This window comes from Mesorhizobium sp. M2A.F.Ca.ET.042.01.1.1, from assembly GCF_003997405.1.
Taxonomy (GTDB): Bacteria; Pseudomonadota; Alphaproteobacteria; order Rhizobiales; family Rhizobiaceae; genus Mesorhizobium.
In genome coordinates, this window is record NZ_RZRX01000001.1 from 57,784 (window position 1) to 79,391 (window position 21,608).

Sequence of the window (21,608 nt, forward strand, 5' to 3'; positions counted from 1 at the left end):
CCCTTTGCGGCTTTAATCTTTGCGGAAGATGATCCGGCCCAGCCAGCCGGTCAGCATGGCGAGGGATATGGCGAACACGCCGTAGAGAAAAGAATAGTCATGCGCGACCCGGAAGACCGACTGCTCGAAGCCCGATTTTCGGATCTCGAGCTGGGCCGAGCTTTCCTTGACGAACATGCCGCTCTTGAACAGGAATGCGCGGGCTTTGTGGGTGCCGACCGGCACGTTGGGCGCGAGCCGTACGGTGGCGCGAAACAGGTTCTGCGACAGGAACTGCACACCGCCGACATTTTCGCTGTAGAGGCCCGTCGCCGCCTTGCGCTCGCGAAGTGCCGCGGTGAACTCCTCGATGGTCGCCGGGCTGTCGGTGTCGTCGGCGGGCTTCAAGTACAGGTTCTGCGCCCCGAGCGAGAGCTGCTTGTATTTGGCAGGCTCGGCGATGTCCTGCAGCGGCCGCGTCGTCGCGACGGAGTAGGAGACAGGCACATTCTCGAACGTCTCCGAATCCAGATTGATCCAGACGCCGAGCACGCGGTCCTTGCGCCGCACCACGACCGGGCGCGGCGGTCCTTCGAGCACGACGACCACGTCGTAGCGGCCCTGTCTGGCGATCAGCGGGTCGGGATTTTCCAGCGATCCGAAGATGGTGAGGTCGGCGCCGGAGAAGCCCGCCGTGATGGAGATCGCGTCGGTCGAAAGGCCGATCTGGATGCTTTCGGTGGGCGGCGCCTGCGCCGTCGCCGGGGAAAGGGCAAAGAGCATCGACAACGAGGCGGCGGCTGCAAACGCTCTCAATCCCGCCATCAGTTGAGGCCCGCGGCGGACAGCGAATAGAGATTGGGCGGCGTCACGAAGAGATCGACGGCAAGGCGGATGGCGACCGCCAGCACCAGCATCGCCAAAAGCGCGCGCAGCTGTTCGCCGCGCAGCCTCTGCCCGGCCTTGGCGCCATATTGCGCGCCGGCGACGCCGCCGGCCATCAGCAGGAAGGCCAGGATCACGTCGACCGTCTGGTTGGTCGTGGCATGCACCAGCGTGGTGTAGGCCGAGGTGAAGATGATCTGGAACAGCGAGGTGCCGATAACGACATTGGTCGGCACCTTGAGCAGGTAGATCAGCGCCGGCACCATGATGAAGCCGCCGCCGACGCCCATGATTGAGGATAGGAAGCCGATCCCGGCGCCGAGCCCGAGCACTGGGATGACGCTGACGAACAGCTTCGAGGCGCGGAAGCGCATCTTGAACGGCAGCCGGTGGATCCAGTTGTGCTGGCCGGATTTCTTGAGCACGGGCGCTGCGCCGCTGCGGCTGGCGCGCAGCGCGTTGAGGCTTTCCACCAGCATCAGTCCGCCGACGGTGCCGAGCAACACGACGTAAAGCAGCGAGATGAACAGATCCAACTGGCCGAGCCGGCGTAAGAGCGCGAAGACGAAGATGCCGGCCGTCGAGCCGACGATGCCGCCGGCCAGCAGCACGCCGCCCAGCTTGAAGTCGAGCGTGCCGCGCTTGAAATGCGACAGCGCGCCGGAGAAGGAAGAGGCGATGACCTGGTTGGCGCCGGTGGCGACCGCGATCGCCGGCGGGATGTTGTAGAAGATCAGCAGCGGCGTGATCAGGAAGCCGCCGCCGACCCCGAACATGCCCGACAGGAAACCCACCGCCGCGCCCATCGCCAGCAGCACGAAGACGTTGACGGAAATTTCCGCGATCGGGAGATAGATGCCCACCCGGCTGTCTCGATCAGTTTGTCTGTCGGCGCATAGTGCCGCCCCGGACACTAAAGCACCGAAAAGCCAATTTTTTCTTGCGCCGGCGCGGCGGCAGGGTCGAACCCCTGCCGCCGCGCCGAAACAAAAACCATCTCAATCAGTTAACAGGCAAATGTGTGGCAAGGCGTCGCGTATGCGACGCGCCTGCCTTTATTTCTTCGCAAGCAGCGCCTTGACGAGCGGCGCGTCGATCTCGCCGGTCGGCGTCATCTTGTTGTCGGTCTGGAAGGCCATGATCGCGGTCTTGGTCTTGCCGCCCATCACGCCGTCGGCGCCGCCGGCATCGTAGCCGTTCTTGTTGAGGATCAGCTGGATGTTCTTCACCGCCTTCTTCATGTCGATGCCGGCGGTGGTCTGCGGCGTGCTGTCCTGCCAGGATTCCGGAATGTCGGCCGAGTTGGCGGCGGCATTGAGTGGCTTGGCCTTCCACAATTCCGTGGCCGCGCGCGCCCGCTCGAGCTGCTCGGGCCTGAGCGCATTGGCGATCTCGTCGCGCTTGGCTGCGGCGTCCTTGTCGCCGGTCTTGGCGACCAGGGCGAACCACTTGTAGGACTCTTCCAGGTTCTGCTTCATGCCGACGCCCTTGGCCGCCAGGATGCCGAGGTTGAACTGGCTGTCCTTCACGCCGAGGTCGGCGGCTTCCTGGAACCAGTGTGTCGCCGATTCATTGTCGGTCACCCCGTCCGCCGCCATGGCGAACAGCACCGCGAGATTGTGCATGGCGCTGGCGTTTCCCTGCTCGGCGGCGAGCTGGTAGTAGGTCTTGGCCTTCTTGATGTCGCGCGCGACGCCGATGCCCTTTTCGTAGAAATTGCCGATGCGGTATTCGGCCGGGGCGAAGCCGAGCTCGGCCGACTGCTCGTACCATTTGGCGGCGGCCTTCATGTCCTCCTTCACGCCACGCGATTCGGCATAGCGCGAGCCGACCTCGAACAGCGCCTTGGCGTCGCCGCCGGCAGCAGCCTCGCGCAGCGCCACCGGACCGATTTCGGAAGGAATGTCGAATTTGGCGGCTGCCGTCCGGCTTGCCGCGGGCGGCACGGCGCCTGTCGTGTCTGCGGAAGTTGCCGCCGGCGCGCCGCTTGCCGCGCTGTTCGCTGCCGGACCGGCCGCCACGGGCTCCTTGGTCGCCGGCTGCGTGTCCGTATCCGTCGCGGTGGCAGCCGCGGCAGTGGGTTCGGATGGTGTCGCCGAAGCCATCGGCGCGGGTGTGGCAGGCGCTGCAAGCGCCACTGGCGCGGATGCCTGCTCGGCCGGCGTGGCAGCGGCACTTTCGGGGCTTGCGGGGAGCGATGCGGCCGGTGCCGGCTCCTGGACCGGCTCCGCCTGTCTGACGGGACGCGCAGGCGCGCTCTCGGCCTGTGCCGCCGCGGCGTCAATCTTCAGTGTGTCGGTCTTTTGCGTGTCGGTTTGCGGCGCGGCGTTGAGCGAAGCCGTCTCGACCGTTTGCGTGGAGAGAGCGGGTTGGTTGTTGGCCGTCTCGACCGGATCGGACAGGAAGGCTTTGCCCAGCTGCAGGCCGGCCAGAGCCATCATGATGGCCGCCGCCGCCATCAGGATCGGCTTGCGCCGCGCCTTGAGCAGGTCGCCGATCCGCAGTGCCTTCACCGGGCCGGTCATGGTCGATTGCCGCTTCAGCGTGTCGGCTTCCGCCGCCGCCGCCTGGGCGGCACGCCGGGCCGCGGCGATGAAATCAGACTTCGCGGCATCGCTGTCGGTGCGCCGGGCCGGCTGGCCGCCGCGCTCGTCGCGCACCCGCTTCATGATGGCGTTGAGGTCCGGCGCGCCGGAACCGGGCTCCAGCGGCCGGTTGGCGGCCTTGGGGTCCAGCGGTTCGTCGATGTCGACGCTCGGCACGTCGCCGACCGGCGCCGAGCCGGCAAGCGGCTGCGTGTCCGCGTCCTTCTTGCCCTTGAAAGCGCGCGCCAGGCCGCTGAACATGGATTTCCTGCGGCCGGCCGTCTCGCTCCTGTCGCCGACCGCATCAGGTCCCAGCGCCGCCATGGCGGCTGCGGCCGCGGCTTCCGCGGGCGTGCGCGGCGCGCTTGGCTCATCGCGCATGATCGCCGCGGCGCGGCCTTCAAGGCTGGCCATGTCTCCGGTGAGCGGCAGCGGCTGGTCGATATCCATTGAAGGCGCGTCCTGCACCGCGATCTTGCCGCCGCGGCCGCCGCGCTTGCTGGCTGGCTGCGGATCGACCAGTTCGCTGACCGCCTCGCTGGTCTCGGTCGCTTCCAGCGAACCCAGTCGGTCGACGATCTTGAGCAGCGTGTCGTGGATTGCTTCGAAAGTCCGCGAGTTGCGTTCGTCGGAGCGGCGGGTGAGCGCTTCCAGCGTCTTCAGATCCTGGGCCAGGCCGGCAACGGCGGTCGCGTTGGTCTGCGCCGTGCTGGAGGTCGACTCGGCGAGCGATTTGACGGCGCTCTCGGCCGCCTCGCGCGCAACGCTCAGAATGGAATCGCGCGTGCCGGCCAGCGACTTCTCAATCTCGTTGAGGCGCGGGCTGATGTCCTCGAACTCGGGCAGTGGCGTGCCGGGCCTGGAAAGATGCGCCGACAGCCCGGCGACCTGCGCTTCCAGGCTGCGGATCAGCGCCGGATCGATGCCGGCGACCTGCTGCGCCGACGATTCCAGCCGGCTGGAAATATCCTCGAGCCGGCTTTCGAGCCCGCGGATCGCCATATCGCTCGCGGGATCGGGCGCGCGCGTCTCGATGCGCTTGGCCAGAGCGGTGAAGCGGGCATCGATCGCTTCCATGATGCCGGCGCTGTCGTCCTGGCGCATGCGCTGGTCGAGCCTATTCGCCACCTCGTCCAGCCGCCGCTCGAGATCGTGGAACAATGCGTTGCTTTGTTCGATTGCGTCTCCCTGGCGGCGCTCGAGCAGCATCGACAGCGCGTCGAAGCGCTGCTCCAGGCCCTGGAAGATCTGGTCCGCGTCGGGCATGGCCGGCGCGCGATCCAGCTTGTCGGTGATGGAAGCGATCTGCTTGCCTAGGCGCTCCATGGCCTGCTCGGGCAGGTCGGTGCGGCCGGCCAGCTGGTCCACGCGGCTGGTGAGAAGATTGAGGCGGTCGAGAACCTCGGCGCCGGGCCGCGACTGCGCGACCTCTTCGATCTGCACCGCCAGCGAGGCCATGCGCTTCTCGATCCGGCCAAAGGTCTCGGGGTCGAAGGCATTGGCCTGCGCGGCAACGGTCGATGCGACGATGGCGCGGGAAATCTCGTCCAGCCGCTCGTCGATCATGGCGAGGGTTTCGCCGCCGCGCGCGGTCTGCTGGCCGGCGAAACGGTCGACCGCGCCGGCAAGCGTGCGCACCTTTTCCTCCAGCGAGCGCAGCGAAAGCGATTCCGGCAGGCTGTTGACGGCACTGCTGATCTGCTCGAGCCGGTCGGTCAGCACTGAAAGGCTTGGGCCTTCGGCGCGCTTGCGCTGGTCGGCGTCGACACGGTCCTCGAATGCGCTCCAGCGGCGGTCGAAATCGTCCCAGCGGCGGTCGACCTTCTGCACACTTTCCTCGCGCGCCAGCGTGTCCAGCGCGCCCTTCACCTGTTCCAGTTCCAGCCGCAGCAGATTGACGCTGCGGTCGTCGCTTTTTTCGGCGAGCGACTGGATCGCTCCCGAAAGCCGCTCGAATTCGAGGCCGAGCTCGGCGCTGCTCTTGTCGGGCGTCGCGCCGCGCTGGCTGTTGGCCTGCAGGGCGCGGTCGATATCCTGGCGAAACGCCTCGAATTCGCGCTGCAGGCCGGCGGTCATCTGGTGGCGCAGTTCCTCGCGCAGCCCGCGCAGCTCGACGGCGATCTTGCCGACCATGGCGACGCTGTCTTCCTGGCCGCGCACCCGGTCGATGTCGCGCGCGATCGCCTGATAGGCGGGCGCGGGGTTTTGCGGCGCGCGCTCCTGCGGCCGCGGATTCTGCGGCGCACGGTCCAGGGGCCTTTGCGGGGAATAAGGATCCTCATACCAGCGCGGCGCCTGCCCATAGGGCTGCGCGCTTGGGTAACGCGGCTCGGCGGTCGGCCGCCGCGGGTCGGGGTGGTCGGGCATGTCGGCGCGCGTCCGGTCCAGCCTCTGCTCCAGCGTTTCGAGCGAGCGGTTCAGCTCTTCGAGCGAGGCGTGCGGCCGGCGTTGCCTGCCGGCGTTGAGTGTATCGAGATAGGACCGCTTGCTGTTCATCGATGCGCCCGTGTTCAGAGTGGCCGGCCAAAGACCGGTTTCCCAGTAGCCTGCCGGGTACGAAGCGAGCCGAGCGGTTTTGCTGCGGAGGAAGACGAGCTTCCCGGGTTTTACCCGCGCTTCGAAAACCGTGAAAAATTCACTACAGGATAACCACGGGTGACCGACATGCGCACATTTCGCCCAACGTGGTAAACAAGGCGTTAACCAAGCTTAAGAAGTCGCGCATAAATCGTGAGCCGCCTGACAAGCCGCACCGGGGTGCGGCATAAAGGTTCGCTTTGACAACGCCCTTGCGTCACCCTGCGGCTGTCGATATAGGATTGACGTAAACGTAAAAGGTGCGAAGCCGTGCCTCTTGCGATTGATTTGTTGTTGCAACCACGATTGGAAGCACGCCCCCGCTTCCATTCAGGCGACGCTTGGTCCGCGACCGCGACGCCACCAGGGGAAAGCCAGTGACCATGAAACTCGTTTCGCCCGGCGAAGCCGCGGCCAATACCAATGACATTCCGGCCGAAGCAGGCGAGGAATTCGTCCGCATCGGCGAGATGGCCAAGAAATACGGCGTGACGCTGCGCACGCTGCGCTTCTATGAAGACAAGGGCCTTCTCAATCCTCATCGCGACGGTTCGACCCGACTCTATACGCGCCGCGACAAGGCTCGGCTGAAGCTGATCCTGCTCGGCCGCAAGGTCGGGTTCTCGCTGCGCGACGTCAAGCAGATGATGGATCTCTACGATCCGACCGGCACCAACACCAAGCAGCTGCGGCTGGCGCTCGATAAGTCGGAGAAGCAGCTCGCCCGCCTGCAGAAGCAGCGGGCGCTGATCGATGATGCCATCGGTGAGCTGAGCAACTCGATGTCCGTCGTGCGGCAGATGCTCGTCGAGCGCACCGCGCCGGCGCAGGCCAGCGCCGCCGGCTGATCGCCCGCTCTTCCGGAGTACCCGGACGTAGAAAGCCGCGTGGCTATGGCCGCGCGGCTTTTTTGTCGTCACAATGCCTGACCGCTCACAAAATTTTCGGCTGCGACGAAGTTGACGTTTACGCAAACGTCAATATTTGCTATCGCAGCATCGACATTGGCCCGGTCTCCCTGTCCAGGACAGGCAACTTGCCGGCCGGGCCGGGACTGTAAGGGTGGAGGAAGGCATGACGATCTACAGGGCGCCGATCCAGGACACGCTCTTCGTGCTCAACGACGTGCTGGGCTATCAGCGCTATTCCAATCTTCCAGGCTTCTCGGACGCGACGCCCGATGTGGTCGAGGCGATCCTCGCCGAAGGCGCCAAGCTCGCCGAGAACATCATGCATCCGCTGAACCGGGTTGGCGACATGGAAGGCTGCGTGCGCCATGACGACGGCTCGGTGACGACGCCCAAGGGCTTCAAGGACGCCTATGACCAGTATCGCGAGGGCGGCTGGATGGGGCTTGCAGCACCCGCCGAGTTCGGTGGCCAGGGCCTGCCCTATGCGGTCCACACCGCCGTCTCCGAATACATGATCTCGGCCAACATGGCGCTGATGATGTATCCCGGCCTGACGCAAGGCGCGATCGCTGCCATCGTCACCCATGGCACGGACGAACAGAAGGCCACCTGGCTGCCGAGGCTGATCGAGGGCGGCTGGACCGGCACCATGAACCTCACCGAGCCGCATTGCGGCACCGATCTCGGCCTGCTGCGCACCAAGGCCGTTCCCAATGGCGACGGCACCTACAGGATTTCCGGCCAGAAGATCTTCATCTCCGCCGGCGAGCACGACATGTCGGACAACATCGTCCATCTGGTGCTGGCCCGCGTCGAGGGCGCGCCGGAAGGCGTCAAGGGCATCTCGCTATTCATCGTGCCGAAGTTCAAGCTCGATGCCGCGGGCAATCCCGGTGAGCGCAACACGCTCTCCTGCGGCTCGATCGAGGAGAAGATGGGCATCCACGGCAACTCGACCTGCGTCATGAACTATGACGAGGCTGAGGGCACGCTGCTCGGCGAGTTGAACGGCGGCCTGAAGGCTATGTTCACGATGATGAACGAGGCCCGCCTCGGCGTCGGCCTGCAGGGGCTTTCGGTCTCCGAGATCGCCTATCAGAACGCCGTCTCCTACGCCAAGGACCGGCTGCAGGGGCGCTCGCTGTCGGGTGCCAAGGCGCCGGACAAGAAGGCCGATCCGATCATCGTCCATCCCGACATCCGCCGTTCGCTGATGACCATGAAGGCCTATAACGAGGCCGGCCGCGCGCTGGCATTGTGGACGGCGATCAAATCCGACGTCGCGCATCGTTCCGGCGACGACAAGGACCGCCAGGCGGCCGACGATTACACCGGCCTGATGACGCCGGTGGTCAAGGGCGTGCTCACCGACAAGGGTTTCGAGCATGCGGTGATGGCCCAGCAGGTGTTCGGCGGCCACGGCTATATTGAAGAGCACGGCATGAGCCAGTTCGTGCGCGATGCCCGCATCGCCATGATCTATGAAGGCGCCAACGGCATACAGGCGCTCGACCTCGTCGGCCGCAAGCTGGCGCAGAATGGCGGTCGCGCCGTGCAGGCCTTCTTCAAGGAGGTCGGCGAGTTCTGCGAGGAGAACCGCACTGATGAGAAGATGGCGCCCTTCACCAAGGCGCTGAAGAAGGGCCTCAACGACCTGCAAGCGGCTACGATGTGGCTGGTGCAGAACGCCATGGCCAAGCCCGACAACGCGGGCGCGGCCTCGACCGACTACATGCATCTCTTCGGCCTTGTGGCGCTGGGCTATATGTGGGCGCAGATGGCGAAGTCCGCGCAGGCCAAGCTCGCGGAAGGCGCCAATGGCGCTGCGCCATTTTACGATACAAAGCTGGTCACGGCGCGCTTCTTCATGGAGCGCATCATGCCGGAGACGGCGACGCGGCTTGGCCGCATTTCCAGTGGCGCGGACACGCTGATGGCGCTGCCGGCGGAAGCGTTCTAGAAATGCTCGGCGTCCCCCTCCCCCTTGAGGGGAGGGTGGCCAGACGAAGTCTGGTCGGGTGGGTCGCCCGCGACGATCTCGGGGAGGGGGACGCTGGCGCAGCGGAGGAATAGCATGACAAACCCAGCCGAAATTCTTGGTCTTCCGAAGCCCGCCTGGGCGGCGGACGAGGTCGGCATGCTCTACGACATGGCGTCCCGCTTCATGGCCGAAGAGATCGCACCGCGCTATGACGAGTTCGAGAAGAACGAGATGTTCGACCGAGAGAGCTGGCTGAAGGCGGGCGCCGCCGGGCTGCTCTGCGCTTCCATGCCGGAGAAATATGGCGGCTCGGGCGGGACTTTTGCGCATGAGAGCGCGATCATCGAGGCGATCGGCCATGTAGGCGTCGACGGTTTCGGCATCGGCCTGCACAATTCGATCGTCGCACCCTACATTCTTCATTACGGCTCAGAGGAGCAGAAGCAGAAATGGCTGCCGAAGCTTGCGACCGGTGAGCTTATCGGCGCCATTGCCATGACCGAGCCTGGCGCCGGCTCCGATCTGCAGGGCGTCAAGACCCGTGCCGAGAAGGACGGCAACCATTACAAGATCAGCGGTTCGAAGACCTTCATCACCAACGGCCAGCTCGCCAACCTGATCATTGTCGTCACCAAGACCGATCCGGACAAGGGCGCCAAGGGCACATCGCTGATCGTCGTCGAGACCGACGAGGTCGAGGGTTTTCAGCGCGGCCGCAACCTCGACAAGATCGGGCTGAAGTCGAACGACACGTCCGAGCTGTTCTTCAACGACGTGCGCGTGCCGACCTCCAACCTGCTCGGCCACGAGGAGGGGAAGGGCTTCGTCCAGCTGATGCAGCAATTGCCGCAGGAGCGCCTGCAGATTGGCACCGGCGCGATCGCCATGATCGAGCGGGCGCTGGCGCTCACCATCGATTACGTCAAGGAACGCAAGGCCTTCGGCAAGGCTGTCATCGATTTCCAGAACACCCAGTTCAAGCTGGCCGAACTGAAGACCGAGGCCACCATCGGCCGCGTTTTCTACAATGATTGCGTCGCCCGCCACATCGATGGCGGCCTGGACCCGGTCACCGCCTCGATGGCCAAATACTGGCTTTCCGACCTGCAGGGCAAAGTCGTCGACGAATGCCTTCAACTGCATGGCGGCTATGGCTACATGAATGAATATCCGATCGCCCGCATGTACCGCGACGCCCGCGTCCAGCGTATCTATGGCGGCACCAACGAGATCATGAAATTGCTGATCGGGCGCTCTCTCTGAGCGTCGCGGCCGGCAAACCTACAGGAGCACGAAATGGCCGAAGCTTACGTCTATGACGCCGTGCGCACGCCGCGCGGCAGGGGCAAGAAGGATGGCGCGCTGCATGAAGTGCCGGCGGTGCGGCTCGCGGCGAAGACGCTCGAAGCGTTGCGCGACCGTAACGGGCTCGACACCGGCAATGTCGACGACATCATCTTCGGTTGCGTCGATCCGGTCGGCGAGGCGGGCTCGGTCATTCCGCGCGCCGCCGCCTTCGAAGCCGGCTACGATACCAAGGCACCGGGCATGCAGATCTCGCGCTTCTGCGCCTCGGGTCTCGACGCCATCAATTTCGGCGCCGCCAAGATCGCGCAAGGAGCGGACGAGATCGTTATCGCCGGTGGCGTCGAATCCATGTCGCGCGTTGGCATGGGCATGTCCGGCGGTTCCTGGTTCATGGATCCGTCTGTCGGCCTGCCCGGCTGGTTCGTGCCGCAGGGCATCTCGGCCGACCTGATCGCCACCAAATACGGCTTTTCCCGCGACGACGTCGACGCCTATGCCGTCGAGAGCCAGAAGCGCGCCGCCAAGGCGTGGGAAGAGGGCCGCTTCAAGAACTCGGTGATCCCGATCAAGGACCAGAACGGCCTCTTGATCCTCGACCGCGACGAGCACATGCGGCCCACGACCGACATGCAGTCGCTGGCCTCGCTCAACCCGTCCTTTGTCATGCCGGGCGAAATGGGCGGTTTCGACGCGGTGGCGGTGCAGAAGCACCCGGAGGTCGAGGAAGTGAACCACGTCCACCATGCCGGCAATTCGTCGGGCATCGTCGACGGCGCCGCCGCCGTGCTGCTCGGCTCGAAGAAGGCCGGGAAAACCATGGGCATGAAACCGCGCGCGCGCATTCGGGCCTTCGCCAACATCGGCTCGGAGCCGGTGCTGATGCTGACCGGTCCGGTCGACGTCACCGAGAAGCTTCTGAAGCGCGCCAGGATGAAGCTGTCGGACATCGACTTGTTCGAGCTCAACGAGGCCTTCGCCTCCGTCGTGCTGCGCTACATGCAGGCCTTCGACATCCCGCATGACCAGATCAACGTCAATGGCGGCGCGATCGCCATGGGCCATCCGCTCGGCGCCACCGGCGCCATGATCCTGGGCACGGTGCTGGACGAACTGGAGCGCCGCGACTTGAACACCGCGCTGGTCACGCTCTGCATCGGCGCCGGCATGGGCACCGCCACCATCATCGAACGCGTCTGAGGGAGAGAAGAGATGAGCTACACCAATTTCATCCTCGACGTGGATGCCGACGGTATTGCCTTGATCACCTGGGACATGCCGGACCGTTCGATGAACGTCTTCACCGAAGAGGTGATGCGCGAGCTGAACGCCATCGTCGATAAGGTGACCGGCGATGACGCCATCAAGGGCGCGGTCATCACCTCGGGCAAGGACTCTTTCTCCGGCGGCGCCGACATCACCATGCTGAAGAAGATGCTGGCCACCTTCGCCGCCGACAAGGAGAAGGACCTCGACAAGGCAACCAGGACGCTGTTCGAGAATGCCGGCTATATGACGGGCCTGTTCCGTAAGATCGAGACTTCCGGCAAGCCTTGGGTGTCGGCGATCAACGGCACCTGCATGGGCGGCGCCTTCGAGATGTCGCTTGCCTGCCACGGCCGCGTCGCCGCCGATTCCGACAAGGTGAAGATGGCGCTTCCCGAGGTGAAGATCGGAATTTTCCCGGGCGCCGGCGGCACCCAGCGCGTGCCGCGGCTGACCGATCAGCAGCAGGCGCTGCAGATGCTGACCACCGGGCAGAACCTGTCGCCGCAGAAGGCGAAGCAGATGGGCTTGATCCATGAGATCGCGGAGCCTGCGAAGCTTGTCGAGGCCGCCAAGGCGATGATCAAGAACGGTCTGAAGCCGGTGGCGCCCTGGGACGAGAAGGGCTTCAAGCTGCCGGGCGGTCCGATCTATTCGGCGGCCGGCGCCAATCTCTGGCCGCCGGCCATCGCCATTCTGCGCCGCGAGACCTACGGCAACTATCCGGCGGCGGCGGCGATCCTGAAATGCGTTTATGAAGGCCTCTTGGTGCCGTTCGACACGGCGCTCAGGATCGAGCAGCGCTACTTCACCGAGATCATGCAGTCGAAGGAAGCGGCGGCGATGATCCGCTCGCTGTTCCTGTCGCTGCAGGAACTGAACAAGGGCGCGCGCCGCCCGGCCGGCGTGCCGGACACCAAATTCAAGAAAATCGGCATTCTCGGCGCCGGCTTCATGGGCGCCGGCATCGCCTATGTCACCGCGCGGGCCGGCATTCCGGTCGTGCTGCTCGACCGCGACCTGCCTTCGGCCGAGAAGGGCAAGGCGCATTCCGACAGCCTGATGGCCGACCAGGTCAAGAAGGGCCGCGCCAAGCCGGAGGACAAGGACAAGCTCCTGTCGCTGATCACGCCGACGGCGGACTATGCCGACCTTGCCGGCTGCGACCTCGTCGTCGAGGCGGTCTTTGAGGATTCGGGCGTCAAGAAGGACGCCACCGAGAAGGCCGAGGCGGTGCTGAAGTCGTCGGCGATCTTTGCCTCCAATACGTCGACGATCCCGATCACCGCCTTGGCGAAGAATTCGGCGCGGCCGAAGAACTTCATCGGCATCCACTTCTTCTCGCCGGTCGACAAGATGATGCTGGTCGAGATCATTCTCGGCAAGAAGACGGGCGACAAGGCCTTGGCCGTCGCCTTCGACTTCGTGCGCGCCATCAAGAAGACGCCGATCGTCGTCAACGACACGCGCGGCTTCTACGTCAACCGCTGCGTGCTGCGCTACATGTCGGAAGCCTACAAGATGCTGATCGAGGGCGTCCCTGCGCCGATGATCGAGAACGCCGCCAAGGCCGCCGGCATGCCGGTCGGCCCGCTGGCGCTGACCGACGAGACGGCCGTCGACCTTGCCCAGAAGATCATGAAGCAGACCATCAGGGATCTCGGCGAGAAGGCGGTCGATCCGAAGCAGATGGCGCTGATCAACACGATGGTCGACACGCATGGCCGTTTCGGCCGCAAGAACGGCAAGGGCTTCTACGACTATCCGGCGAAGCCCGCGAAGAAGAAGCTGTGGCCGGGCCTGAAGGATCTCTATCCGCAGCTCAACCCTGACAAGATCGACTATGAGGAGTTGAAGCAGCGCCTGCTGGTTACCATCGCGCTGGAAGCGGCGCGCGTTATGGAGGAAGGCATCGTCACCGATCCGCGCGAGGCCGATGTCGGCTCGATCCTCGCCTTCGGCTTCGCGCCCTTCACCGGCGGCGCCCTGTCCTACATTGACGGCATCGGCGCCAAGCGTTTCGTCAAGATCGCCAAGGGCCTGCAGAAGAAATATGGCGCCGAGTTCAAGGCGCCGAAGCTTCTGCTCGACATGGCCGAGAAGGGCGAGACCTTCTACCAGCGCTTCGACCCCTATCAGAAGGGCGAGGTCAGAGAGGCGGCCTGACGAACCCCGACCATGTATGTCTGGGGGCGAATGGCACGCACCATGGCCACGGCGTCGAGCCGTGGCCCCTATCGAGCCGGCGAGGAAAGCCGGCTCGCCTTTCGCTGCCTGCCGATCGACATCGACTTCAACCTGCATCTGAACAACGCCCGCTACATGATGCTAGCCGATCTCGGCCGCATCGACATCTTCCTGCGCATCGGCCTCATCGCGCTGGCGCGCAAGAATGGCTGGGCGCCGATGATCGGCGGGCTGCAGGTCGCCTATGTGCGCGAGATCAGGCTGTGGCGCCGCTTCGAGGTGGTGTCGTCGATCGAGACCTGGGAAGGCACGTCAGTCATCGGCCGGCACCGTTTCGTCCTCGATGGCGGCGAGACCGCGGCGCTGATCCTGACCACCGGCGGCGTCTATGACCTCGGCAGTCGCCGCTTTCTCGACATCGACGACGTCGTCGCGGCGCTCGGCCGTGCCGCCCGGCCGCGTCCGCCGACCGAAACCGAACGGGCATTCATGATTTCGCACAAGAATTTGCGCGAGCAGGCCAAGCAGGTCTGATCGTCGGCGATCCGATCCTTCGCCAGTGGACAATCAGACGGTCGCGCGCTAGACAGGCTTGAGGCATTTTTTCCTGTTTTCGAAGGAGAGCGGACTTGCTCTCACACGATCGCGTCTGGGCCGCAATCGACGCTCTCGCCGAGCGCTATTCGCTGTCGGCTTCTGGCCTTGCCCGGCGTGCGGGCCTCGATTCGACAGCCTTCAACAAGTCGAAGCGCCTGTCGTCCGACGGCCGGCCGCGCTGGCCCTCGACCGAGTCGCTGGCCAAGATCATCGAGGCCACCGGCGCGTCGCTCGAGGAATTCACTGGGCTCGTAGAAGGGCGGGCTGCCTCCGTCGCCCAACACCGCAGCGCGGTTCCGCTGCTCGGCTTCGCCCAGGCCGGCGCGGGAGGCTTCTTCGACGATGCCGGCTATCCGGCGGGGCAGGGCTGGGATCTGATCGAGCTTCCGGCACGGGCGACCGAGACCTCATACGCGCTGCAGGTGCAAGGCGATTCCATGCTGCCGCTCTACCGCAATGGCGATGTGCTGATCGTCGAACCCGGCGCGCCGACCCGCAAGGGCGACCGTGTCGTCGTCAAGACCACCGCCGGGGAGGTGATGGCCAAGGTGCTCGACCGGCAAACGGTGAAGTCGATCGTGCTGGTCTCGCTCAACCCCGCCCACCCGGACCGTGACATCCCGACGCGCGAAATCGAATGGGTGGCGCGCATCGTGTGGGCGAGCCAGTAGGTCCGGGCTGGTGCGGCTTCTTCAGATCATCCTGACGGTTCTGGCGGTTCCGGTGATGGCCGCGCTCGTCGTGGCAGGCGGCCGCGTGGTCAAGGGGCATGAGAGCGTCATCACGGTCGATCAGATCGATCCCATCGCCGATGCGCTCCCCACCGGCGGCAGCGATACGCTTCCCGCTTCCGGCTCCGACGCGGGGCAAGAGCCGACGACCTCGGCCATTCCCGCGCCAGCCGCTCCGCAGTCACCGAACCCCGTTGTTCACTCGAGGGCCATCGATCCCGATGTCGTGGCGCCGCCGGAACTGTCGGACCAGGAGCTCGAGCGGGTGGAGCCGCGCGCGCCGCTCAGCGATCTGGCGCTGGCCGGGCCGCCCAAGCCGCGGAAAACGAAAATGCCGGATGGCGGGGATGGGACCAAGTTGTTCCAGCCTATCGCTACCGCCGCCGGCCTGATCAAGGCGAAGGACTACTCTATTGCCGTCTCGGGTATCGATGCCGTCAAGGAGAGCGAGACCTGCAGCGACGAGGGCAAGCCGTGGGGCTGCGGCGTTCGCGCCAGGACGGCATTCCGCGCTTTCCTGCGTGGCCGGACCGTGGTCTGCGCCGTGCCGCCGCAAGGCGGGCAGGCCGCCATCCCGGCCAAGTGCTGGGTCGGCAACAAGGATGTCGGTCTGTGGCTGGTCGAGAACGGCTGGGCGCGAGCCGCGCAAGGCGGCCCTTATGTCGAGGCCGAGAACAAGGCCCGCTCCGAGAAGAAGGGTATTTTCGGACCGGCGCCGAAGCTTGACGGCCTGCCGGCGGTGCCGGCCATGTCGGGTCCGGCGCCCGTGGCGCCGGATTCGATCCTGCCGGCCGATGGCGGCGCCGTTACGCCGCCAGTTGACCAGCCAGCGCCCGCTCAATAAGGGCGCGCGTCTCGGCAACGCCGTAGAGCGCCGCGAAGGAACCGAAGCGTGGTCCGCGTTCCTGCCCGATCAGCACCTGGTAGATCATCTGGAAGAAGGCGACGGACACGCCGGGTCCGCCTTCCGGACTCTGCTTGGAGTGGTCCTGGTAGCGTTCGATCTTGCGCGCCACATTGAGCGCGGCATTCTGGATCGCTTCGCTGTCGGCGCCCTGCGGCAGTGCGCCGAGCGCTTCGGCAAGCCTGGCCAGCGCCTCGCGCTCCACCTCGTCGGCGGCGCGGTAAACCTTGGTCGGTTTCACGAAGTCGTCGAAGTAGCGGATCGCATAGCCCGTCAGCCGGTCGAGCTCCGGATGCGTCTTCGGTGTCACGCCAGGCGCGTGGCGCGAGATGAAACCCCACAGCACCGCCTTGTCATGCGCGTTGGAGGCGCTCACCAGGTTGAGCAGCAGCGCGAAAGGCACCGGCAGATCGATTGCCGGCGGGTTGCCGTCATGCATGTGCCAGACCGGATTGCCGAGCCGCTCCTTCCAGTCCTGGCGCGGATAGGCGCCAAGGAAGGCGTAATATTCGTCCACCGCCTTCGGGATGACGTCGAAATAGAGCTTCTTCGCCTGCCGCGGCCGCTGATACATATAGAGGCCGAGGCTCTCCGTGGGCGCATAGGTCAGCCACTCGTCGATGGTCAGGCCATTGCCCTTCGACTTCGAGATCTTCTGGCCTTCCTCGTCGAGGAACAGCTCGTAGACGAAATGCTCCGGCGCGCGCCCGCCGAGGATGTTGCAGATGCGGTCGTAGATCGCCGCATTGGTCTGGTGGTCCTTGCCGAACATCTCGAAATCGACGCCGAGCGCCGCCCAGCGCATGCCGAAATCCGGCTTCCACTGCAGCTTCACATGGCCGCCGGTGACAGGCAGCGTCGTCACCGTGCCCTCGTCGTCGAAAGTGATGGTGCCGGCCTTGGCGTCGACATTTATCATCGGCACGTAGAGCACGCGACCGGTCCGGGGCGAGATCGGCAGGAACGGGCTGTAGGTTGCCTGGCGCTCCGGCCCGAGCGTCGGCAGCATCACGCCCATGATGTCGTCATAGCGTTCGGCGGCGCGCAGCAGCACCTCGTCGAACCGGCCGGCCTTGTAGTACTTGGTCGCGCTGGCGAACTCGTAATCGAAGCCGAACGTGTCGAGGAAGCGGCACAGCATCGCGTTGTTGTGGTCGGCGAAGCTCGCATAGTCACCGCCGAACGGATTGGGCACCGAGGTCAGCGGCATATGCAGATAGGGCTCGAGCGCGGCGCGGTCCGGCACGTTGTCGGGGATCTTGCGCATGCCGTCCATATCGTCGGAGAAGCACAGAAGCTTGGTCTTGACCTTGTCCTGCGTCAGCACGCGGAAGGCATGCCGCACCATGGTTGTGCGCGCCACCTCGCCGAAGGTGCCGATATGGGGCAGGCCGGACGGGCCGTAGCCGGTCTCGAACAGCACGGTTTCGGGGAAATCCTTGCCCTTGTACCGGGCGATGATTTTCTTCGCTTCCTCGAACGGCCAGGCCTTGCTCTCGGCCGCCGCGGCAAGCATCTCGGGATTGAGATCGATGATGTTTGATCCCGTCATATCGAAGTTCCAGTCATGGCCGTCTTGCGGCGGATAAGATTTGTCGACCGGTCTCTAGGCGCGACGGGCCGGAGCGTCAACGATTTGCGGCGGTTTTCCTTGCGGCGCCACACTCGCGTCCCTACGTTCGAGCCTCACTTCCAAATGCATGTCACCCAGAAGTGTGTCGCGGTTTTGGGGAATGACATGCACGCTGTCAGGAGTATTGAATGCCGTTGTTGACGCCCCACGAAGCCCTGATCCATCTGATGGTCATCACCTCGGCTTCCGATCGCGACATGACCGATGTCGAGCTGGCGCGGATCGGCGACGTCGTCCGTTCCTGGCCGGTCTTCGTCGACTTCAACCAGGACAGGCTGATTCCAGTGGCGCAAGCCTGCCAGAGGGCGCTGCATGAGAAGGGCGGGCTGGAAGGCGTGCTGGCCCACATTGCCGATGCGCTGCCTGAGCGGCTGCGCGACACCGCTTACGCCGCCGCTTTCGAGGTCGCCGCCGTCGATCTCGAAATGCGCATGGAGGAGGTCAGGGTGCTGCAGCTCATCCGCCTCAAGCTCGATCTCGACACGCTGACCGTGGCCGCGATTGCGCGCGCCGCGAAAGCCCGTCTGCGCACGCTGACCTAAAGAAGCTGACAGTCCTAAAAGAAGCTGACGGGAAAATAGCGCAGATAGAACTCGGCGAAGGTGCCCTTGATCGAGATTTCCTGCAGCGCATAGTCGAAGGCGGCGGCCAGCGCCGGATCGCCCGCCCTGGTGGCGATCGCCATGCCCGAGCCCAGATACTCCGGCGCCAGATACGGCCCGCCGGCAAAGCGGCAGCAGCCGGCCGCGTCGGAGCCGCCCAGCCAGAAGGCGAAGCGCATGCCGTCGCCGAAGGCGGCGTCGACCTTGCCGGCCTTGAGATCGGCATAGAGGGCTTCCGGTGTTTCGAACGTCACCACCTGCACGGTGCTGAAGTAATCGCGCAGCATTTTCTCATGCGCCGAGCCGGCGACGACGCCGACCCGCTTGCTGCGCAGCTTGTCGAGGATCGGCTCGGCGAAGGCCTTCGCCTTCGGCATGATGAAGCGTGCTGGGAACTGCATGTAGGAGCGCGAGAAGGCGTATTTCTCGCGGCTCGCTGGCGTCGCCGCTATGCCGGCAATGATCGCCTCGCCCTCGCCCTTCTGCAGGGCATCCTCCAACTCGTTCCACGGCAGGGCCTGGATCTGGCATTTCTCGGCGACGCCCAATTCCGCGCAGATTGCCCGAGCCAAGTCGATGTGGAAACCGGACAGGCGACCCGAGCCGTCGAGGAAGTTGAAGGGCGGAAAATCGGTGGTTGTGAGGAATCTGAGTCGCGGCAGAGCGGAGAGATCGGGTTTCGGCAACCGCTCCTTGGCATCCCACAGCACCGGCACCTGCGGCTCCGCCCCTTGAGTCGCGCCGGCAAAGGGCAATACGCCGGCAAGTGCGGACATCAGGGCCAGAGTTATCCACCGCAAGATCACGATATGGCTCCGCCCTCGTCCCCGTTCGCAGGCTTTTCGTATGAAAATGATGCAGGCACAACGGTTTTTGATTTCAAGCGGTTAAATTAAGCGTATGGTTCAACCCGTTGCAAACGACCCTGCGCGCCGGAAGGGGGAAGCTACCGGCTTTGCGGAGATCATTGCGACCCGTGGTTGATGGCGAAGGGGTGTTCGAGCGTCTACTATCGGCAATGAAAAAGCAGAAGCAACATGGGGTAGATGTTGCGATGGGCCTGTTTGACAGAACTCTGGAATATATTGACCAGTTGCAGAATGCTGGCACCGCGGCGGCGGTTTGCGAGAGGCTGCTGGGCGTCACTTCGAATTTCGGCCTGACCGCCCTGATGGCGGGAACCGTGCCGCAACCTGGCACGCCACGCGGCCGGCAGAAACAGCATGTGATGCTTTGCGATTGGCCCGGCGAATGGCTGGAGCGCTACGTGGCGCGCAACTATGTCGACCACGATCCGGTCGTCAGTCACATGAAGCAGCTTCAGGCGCCGTTCCAATGGCGGGACGCGTCCAAGAACGCCGTAATCGACAAGAGCAGCGACGAGGTCATGGGCGACGCGCGCCAGTTCAAGCTGCGCGATGGTCTTGCGTTTCCGTTGGTGACGCTCGACGGCCAGATCGTCATGGTCTCGCTGGGCGGTGAATCCGTTGAACTGTCGGACCAGGAATTCGGAATGGTCTCGCTGGCGTCGACCTATGCGATCGGCCGCGCCATGCAACTGCACACCAAGGCCGACAGCGTCGTCGATCATATAGAATTGACGGCACGTGAGCGGGAATGCCTGCAATGGGCGGCCGTTGGCAAGTCCGAATGGGAGATATCTCAAATTTTAGGCATCTCGGAACATACTTCCGAGAAACATCTTCTCAACGCCAAGAGCAAACTCGGCGCAGCCAATCGGGTGCAGGCAGTCGCTGAAGCGATCAGGCGTGGCTATATTAGCTAGGTCGGCCGTGCCGAGCTGGAAAATTTCAGCCTACGCGATCACGTGATATTTCCAGAAAAGCGCAGCCGAATCTCCCTCTTGGGAGAGGGCTAATGATTTCTTAACGCCAAATCAAACTGGGCACCGCCAACCGTGTGCAGGCTGTCGCGGAGGCGATTAGGCGCGGATATATTAGCCGGATCGGCCGTGCTGGCCTAGAATTCTTGCCTACGCGTTCGCGTAATATTTTGGGGAAAGCCCGGCCGTATCATCCTCTTAAGCCCAGGAGACGGCTAATGCTTTTTGCCCTTACCACTCAGGAATTGATGGAACGCCCCGACCTTTGGGAGGCCGTCCATCGCCTGCGCTACAAGATCTTCGTCGAGGAGATGGGATGGACCGATCTCGACCGTCCCGACCAGCTCGAGATAGATCAGTTCGACCATGACGAGGCCGAACACCATCTTGTGATCCGCAACGGCGAACTGGCCGGTTACCAGCGCATGCTGCCGACGACGCGGCCGCATCTTCTGACGGACGTGCTGTCCGATCTCTGCGAAGGGCAGTCCCCCTCGGGACCGAATGTGTGGGAACTGACCCGCTACGCGGTGGCTCCGGGTTTTCGTGACGGCAAGCGCGGCGTCTCGACGGTCGGCACCGAACTGATCGCCGGCTTCGTCGAATGGGGCCTGAAGCGCAACGTCAACCAGGTCATCATCGAGTTCGAGCCGATGTGGGTGCTGAGAGCCCTGCAACTGCACTTCCTGGCAAAGCCGCTGGGCTACCAGCGCACCTATGGCAACCAGCAGGTCGTCGCGACCCTGCTCACCTTCACCGAGCACACGCTCGAGGTCGTGCGAGCCCGCCGCAATCACTTCCTGCCGGTGCTGAACCGGGGCTATCCGGGCCTGCTCGGCCTGAAGCAGGCGTCGTGAGCGGGGAGATGGTCATGAGCTTCCATCCCGAACCGGAACTGCGCGGCCATACGCTGGTCGTCACAGTATCCTCGCATGACGGTCGGCCGGTGCTAGATCGGCATGCCTATGCGAGCCTTGCCAGGACCTTCCACGAGGCGGCCGTCAATGACGAGGTCCGCGTCGTCATGCTGCGCGGCCTTGCCGGATGCTTCTGCCTTGGCGGCGATTTTTCTGAGTTCCTCGACGCCACCAAGCACCGGGAACTGATCGCCGCCGTCACCGACATGTTCCGCATGCTGGCGACCTTCCCCAAGCCGGTGCTTGCCTGTGTCGACGGCGATGCCGTCGGCGTCGGCTGCACCATCCTGTTCCATTGCGACATGGTGATCGCGTCCAGGGGCAGCACCTTCAGGGTGCCGTTCGTCGATTTCGGCTTGGTGCCGGACGCGGCGACCAGCATCCTGGCGCCCCAGAAGCTCGGCTATGCAGGCGCCTTCCGCTTCTTCTGCCTGGGTGACACGCTCGGCGTCGAGGACGCCAAGGCCCTCGGCCTTGTCGGCGAGATCGTGACGCAAGGCAGCGCCGAGGAAGCGACGCTGGCGAGGGCGAAACAGCTCGCCAAGAAGCCGGTGGCGGCATTGCTGCAGACGCGGAGCCTTCTCAAGGGCGATACGGCGGTGTTGTGCGATCGTATCGACCACGAGATCACGCTGTTCCAGCAGGCGCTTCAGGATGACACCACGCTGAAGCGGCTGCAGCGGATCGCCCGCCTGGCCGCCTGAG

Annotated in this window: 17 protein-coding genes; 12 read left to right on the top strand and 5 right to left on the bottom strand. The window is 64.5% G+C overall.

Annotated features, from left to right (window positions below):
* Positions 1-12: 12 nt before the first annotated feature.
* The 3 genes from EOA23_RS00280 to EOA23_RS00290 form a co-directional block, all read right to left on the bottom strand.
* Positions 13-804: a TIGR02186 family protein gene (locus EOA23_RS00280; RefSeq protein ID WP_126062806.1), complete on the bottom strand. Its 792-nt coding sequence runs from the start codon at positions 802-804 to the stop codon at positions 13-15.
* Positions 804-1,727 carry a sulfite exporter TauE/SafE family protein gene (locus EOA23_RS00285; RefSeq protein WP_127250794.1) on the bottom strand — a complete coding sequence of 308 codons (924 nt, stop codon included), beginning with the start codon at positions 1,725-1,727 and terminating at the stop codon, positions 804-806. The genes EOA23_RS00280 and EOA23_RS00285 overlap by 1 nt, the downstream gene beginning before the upstream one ends.
* A gap of 192 nt (positions 1,728-1,919) precedes the next feature.
* Positions 1,920-5,945, bottom strand: a complete 4,026-nt coding sequence (locus EOA23_RS00290) for an SEL1-like repeat protein (RefSeq protein ID WP_127302486.1) — start codon at positions 5,943-5,945, stop codon at positions 1,920-1,922.
* A gap of 464 nt (positions 5,946-6,409) precedes the next feature.
* Here EOA23_RS00290 and EOA23_RS00295 point away from each other — a divergent pair, with 464 nt between their 5' ends.
* The 8 genes from EOA23_RS00295 (at position 6,410) to EOA23_RS00330 (ending at position 15,848) form a co-directional block, all read left to right on the top strand.
* Entirely contained in the window at positions 6,410-6,874 is a 465-nt protein-coding gene (locus EOA23_RS00295; RefSeq protein WP_126062803.1) for a MerR family DNA-binding transcriptional regulator, read from the top strand.
* A gap of 226 nt (positions 6,875-7,100) precedes the next feature.
* A complete protein-coding gene (locus EOA23_RS00300) occupies positions 7,101-8,897 on the top strand; it encodes an acyl-CoA dehydrogenase (RefSeq protein WP_127302487.1) in 1,797 nt (598 codons plus the stop codon).
* 114 nt (positions 8,898-9,011) lie between these two features.
* Positions 9,012-10,181, top strand: a complete 1,170-nt coding sequence (locus EOA23_RS00305) for an acyl-CoA dehydrogenase family protein (protein WP_127302488.1) — start codon at positions 9,012-9,014, stop codon at positions 10,179-10,181.
* A gap of 33 nt (positions 10,182-10,214) precedes the next feature.
* Positions 10,215-11,423 carry an acetyl-CoA C-acetyltransferase gene (locus EOA23_RS00310; RefSeq protein ID WP_127302489.1) on the top strand — a complete coding sequence of 403 codons (1,209 nt, stop codon included), beginning with the start codon at positions 10,215-10,217 and terminating at the stop codon, positions 11,421-11,423.
* 12 nt (positions 11,424-11,435) lie between these two features.
* Positions 11,436-13,655 (top strand): 3-hydroxyacyl-CoA dehydrogenase NAD-binding domain-containing protein, encoded by a 2,220-nt coding sequence (locus EOA23_RS00315; RefSeq protein WP_127302490.1) that lies wholly within the window; start codon positions 11,436-11,438, stop codon positions 13,653-13,655.
* A 12-nt stretch (positions 13,656-13,667) separates the two neighbouring features.
* Entirely contained in the window at positions 13,668-14,210 is a 543-nt protein-coding gene (locus EOA23_RS00320; protein ID WP_127302491.1) for a thioesterase family protein, read from the top strand.
* 95 nt (positions 14,211-14,305) lie between these two features.
* Positions 14,306-14,944 (top strand): helix-turn-helix transcriptional regulator, encoded by a 639-nt coding sequence (locus tag EOA23_RS00325; RefSeq protein WP_127302492.1) that lies wholly within the window; start codon positions 14,306-14,308, stop codon positions 14,942-14,944.
* A 10-nt stretch (positions 14,945-14,954) separates the two neighbouring features.
* Positions 14,955-15,848, top strand: a complete 894-nt coding sequence (locus EOA23_RS00330; protein WP_189341458.1) for a thermonuclease family protein — start codon at positions 14,955-14,957, stop codon at positions 15,846-15,848.
* On the opposite strand, the gene EOA23_RS00335 is transcribed toward EOA23_RS00330, so the two are convergent.
* Positions 15,811-17,460: a lysine--tRNA ligase gene (locus EOA23_RS00335; RefSeq protein ID WP_127302493.1), complete on the bottom strand. Its 1,650-nt coding sequence runs from the start codon at positions 17,458-17,460 to the stop codon at positions 15,811-15,813. The two genes, EOA23_RS00330 and EOA23_RS00335, sit on opposite strands and share 38 nt — an antisense overlap.
* A 209-nt stretch (positions 17,461-17,669) precedes the next feature.
* Between EOA23_RS00335 and EOA23_RS00340 the strand changes: the two genes are divergently transcribed.
* The gene (locus EOA23_RS00340) at positions 17,670-18,083 is read left to right on the top strand and encodes a tellurite resistance TerB family protein (protein WP_127302494.1); all 414 of its coding nucleotides are present in this window, start codon (positions 17,670-17,672) and stop codon (positions 18,081-18,083) included.
* Between the two features lie 14 nt (positions 18,084-18,097).
* On the opposite strand, the gene EOA23_RS00345 is transcribed toward EOA23_RS00340, so the two are convergent.
* Positions 18,098-18,919 carry a transporter substrate-binding domain-containing protein gene (locus EOA23_RS00345; protein ID WP_189341459.1) on the bottom strand — a complete coding sequence of 274 codons (822 nt, stop codon included), beginning with the start codon at positions 18,917-18,919 and terminating at the stop codon, positions 18,098-18,100.
* Between the two features lie 278 nt (positions 18,920-19,197).
* Between EOA23_RS00345 and EOA23_RS00350 the strand changes: the two genes are divergently transcribed.
* The 3 genes from EOA23_RS00350 to EOA23_RS00360 all read left to right on the top strand — a co-directional run bounded on the left by EOA23_RS00350 (position 19,198) and on the right by EOA23_RS00360 (position 21,607).
* Positions 19,198-19,929, top strand: coding sequence for a LuxR family transcriptional regulator (locus EOA23_RS00350; protein ID WP_126064819.1), 732 nt, complete (start codon positions 19,198-19,200; stop codon positions 19,927-19,929).
* A gap of 275 nt (positions 19,930-20,204) precedes the next feature.
* Positions 20,205-20,843 (top strand): GNAT family N-acetyltransferase, encoded by a 639-nt coding sequence (locus EOA23_RS00355; protein WP_126079353.1) that lies wholly within the window; start codon positions 20,205-20,207, stop codon positions 20,841-20,843.
* A gap of 14 nt (positions 20,844-20,857) precedes the next feature.
* On the top strand, positions 20,858-21,607 hold the full coding sequence (locus tag EOA23_RS00360; RefSeq protein WP_127302496.1) for an enoyl-CoA hydratase-related protein: 750 nt from the start codon (positions 20,858-20,860) through the stop codon (positions 21,605-21,607).
* Position 21,608 lies beyond the last annotated feature (1 nt).

Excerpts from the sequence above, each read along its gene's own strand:
- EOA23_RS00315 (WP_127302490.1), top strand. The coding sequence starts at position 11,436 with ATGAGCTACACCAATTTCATCCTCGACGTGGATGCCGACGGTATTGCC.
- EOA23_RS00305 (WP_127302488.1), top strand. The coding sequence starts at position 9,012 with ATGACAAACCCAGCCGAAATTCTTGGTCTTCCGAAGCCCGCCTGGGCG.
- EOA23_RS00335 (WP_127302493.1), bottom strand. The coding sequence starts at position 17,460 with ATGACGGGATCAAACATCATCGATCTCAATCCCGAGATGCTTGCCGCG.
- EOA23_RS00355 (WP_126079353.1), top strand. The coding sequence starts at position 20,205 with ATGCTTTTTGCCCTTACCACTCAGGAATTGATGGAACGCCCCGACCTT.
- EOA23_RS00290 (WP_127302486.1), bottom strand. The coding sequence starts at position 5,945 with ATGAACAGCAAGCGGTCCTATCTCGATACACTCAACGCCGGCAGGCAA.
- EOA23_RS00340 (WP_127302494.1), top strand. The coding sequence starts at position 17,670 with ATGCCGTTGTTGACGCCCCACGAAGCCCTGATCCATCTGATGGTCATC.
- EOA23_RS00280 (WP_126062806.1), bottom strand. The coding sequence starts at position 804 with ATGGCGGGATTGAGAGCGTTTGCAGCCGCCGCCTCGTTGTCGATGCTC.
- EOA23_RS00310 (WP_127302489.1), top strand. The coding sequence starts at position 10,215 with ATGGCCGAAGCTTACGTCTATGACGCCGTGCGCACGCCGCGCGGCAGG.
- EOA23_RS00350 (WP_126064819.1), top strand. The coding sequence starts at position 19,198 with ATGGGCCTGTTTGACAGAACTCTGGAATATATTGACCAGTTGCAGAAT.
- EOA23_RS00295 (WP_126062803.1), top strand. The coding sequence starts at position 6,410 with ATGAAACTCGTTTCGCCCGGCGAAGCCGCGGCCAATACCAATGACATT.
- EOA23_RS00360 (WP_127302496.1), top strand. The coding sequence starts at position 20,858 with ATGAGCTTCCATCCCGAACCGGAACTGCGCGGCCATACGCTGGTCGTC.
- EOA23_RS00300 (WP_127302487.1), top strand. The coding sequence starts at position 7,101 with ATGACGATCTACAGGGCGCCGATCCAGGACACGCTCTTCGTGCTCAAC.
- EOA23_RS00320 (WP_127302491.1), top strand. The coding sequence starts at position 13,668 with ATGTATGTCTGGGGGCGAATGGCACGCACCATGGCCACGGCGTCGAGC.
- EOA23_RS00345 (WP_189341459.1), bottom strand. The coding sequence starts at position 18,919 with ATGTCCGCACTTGCCGGCGTATTGCCCTTTGCCGGCGCGACTCAAGGG.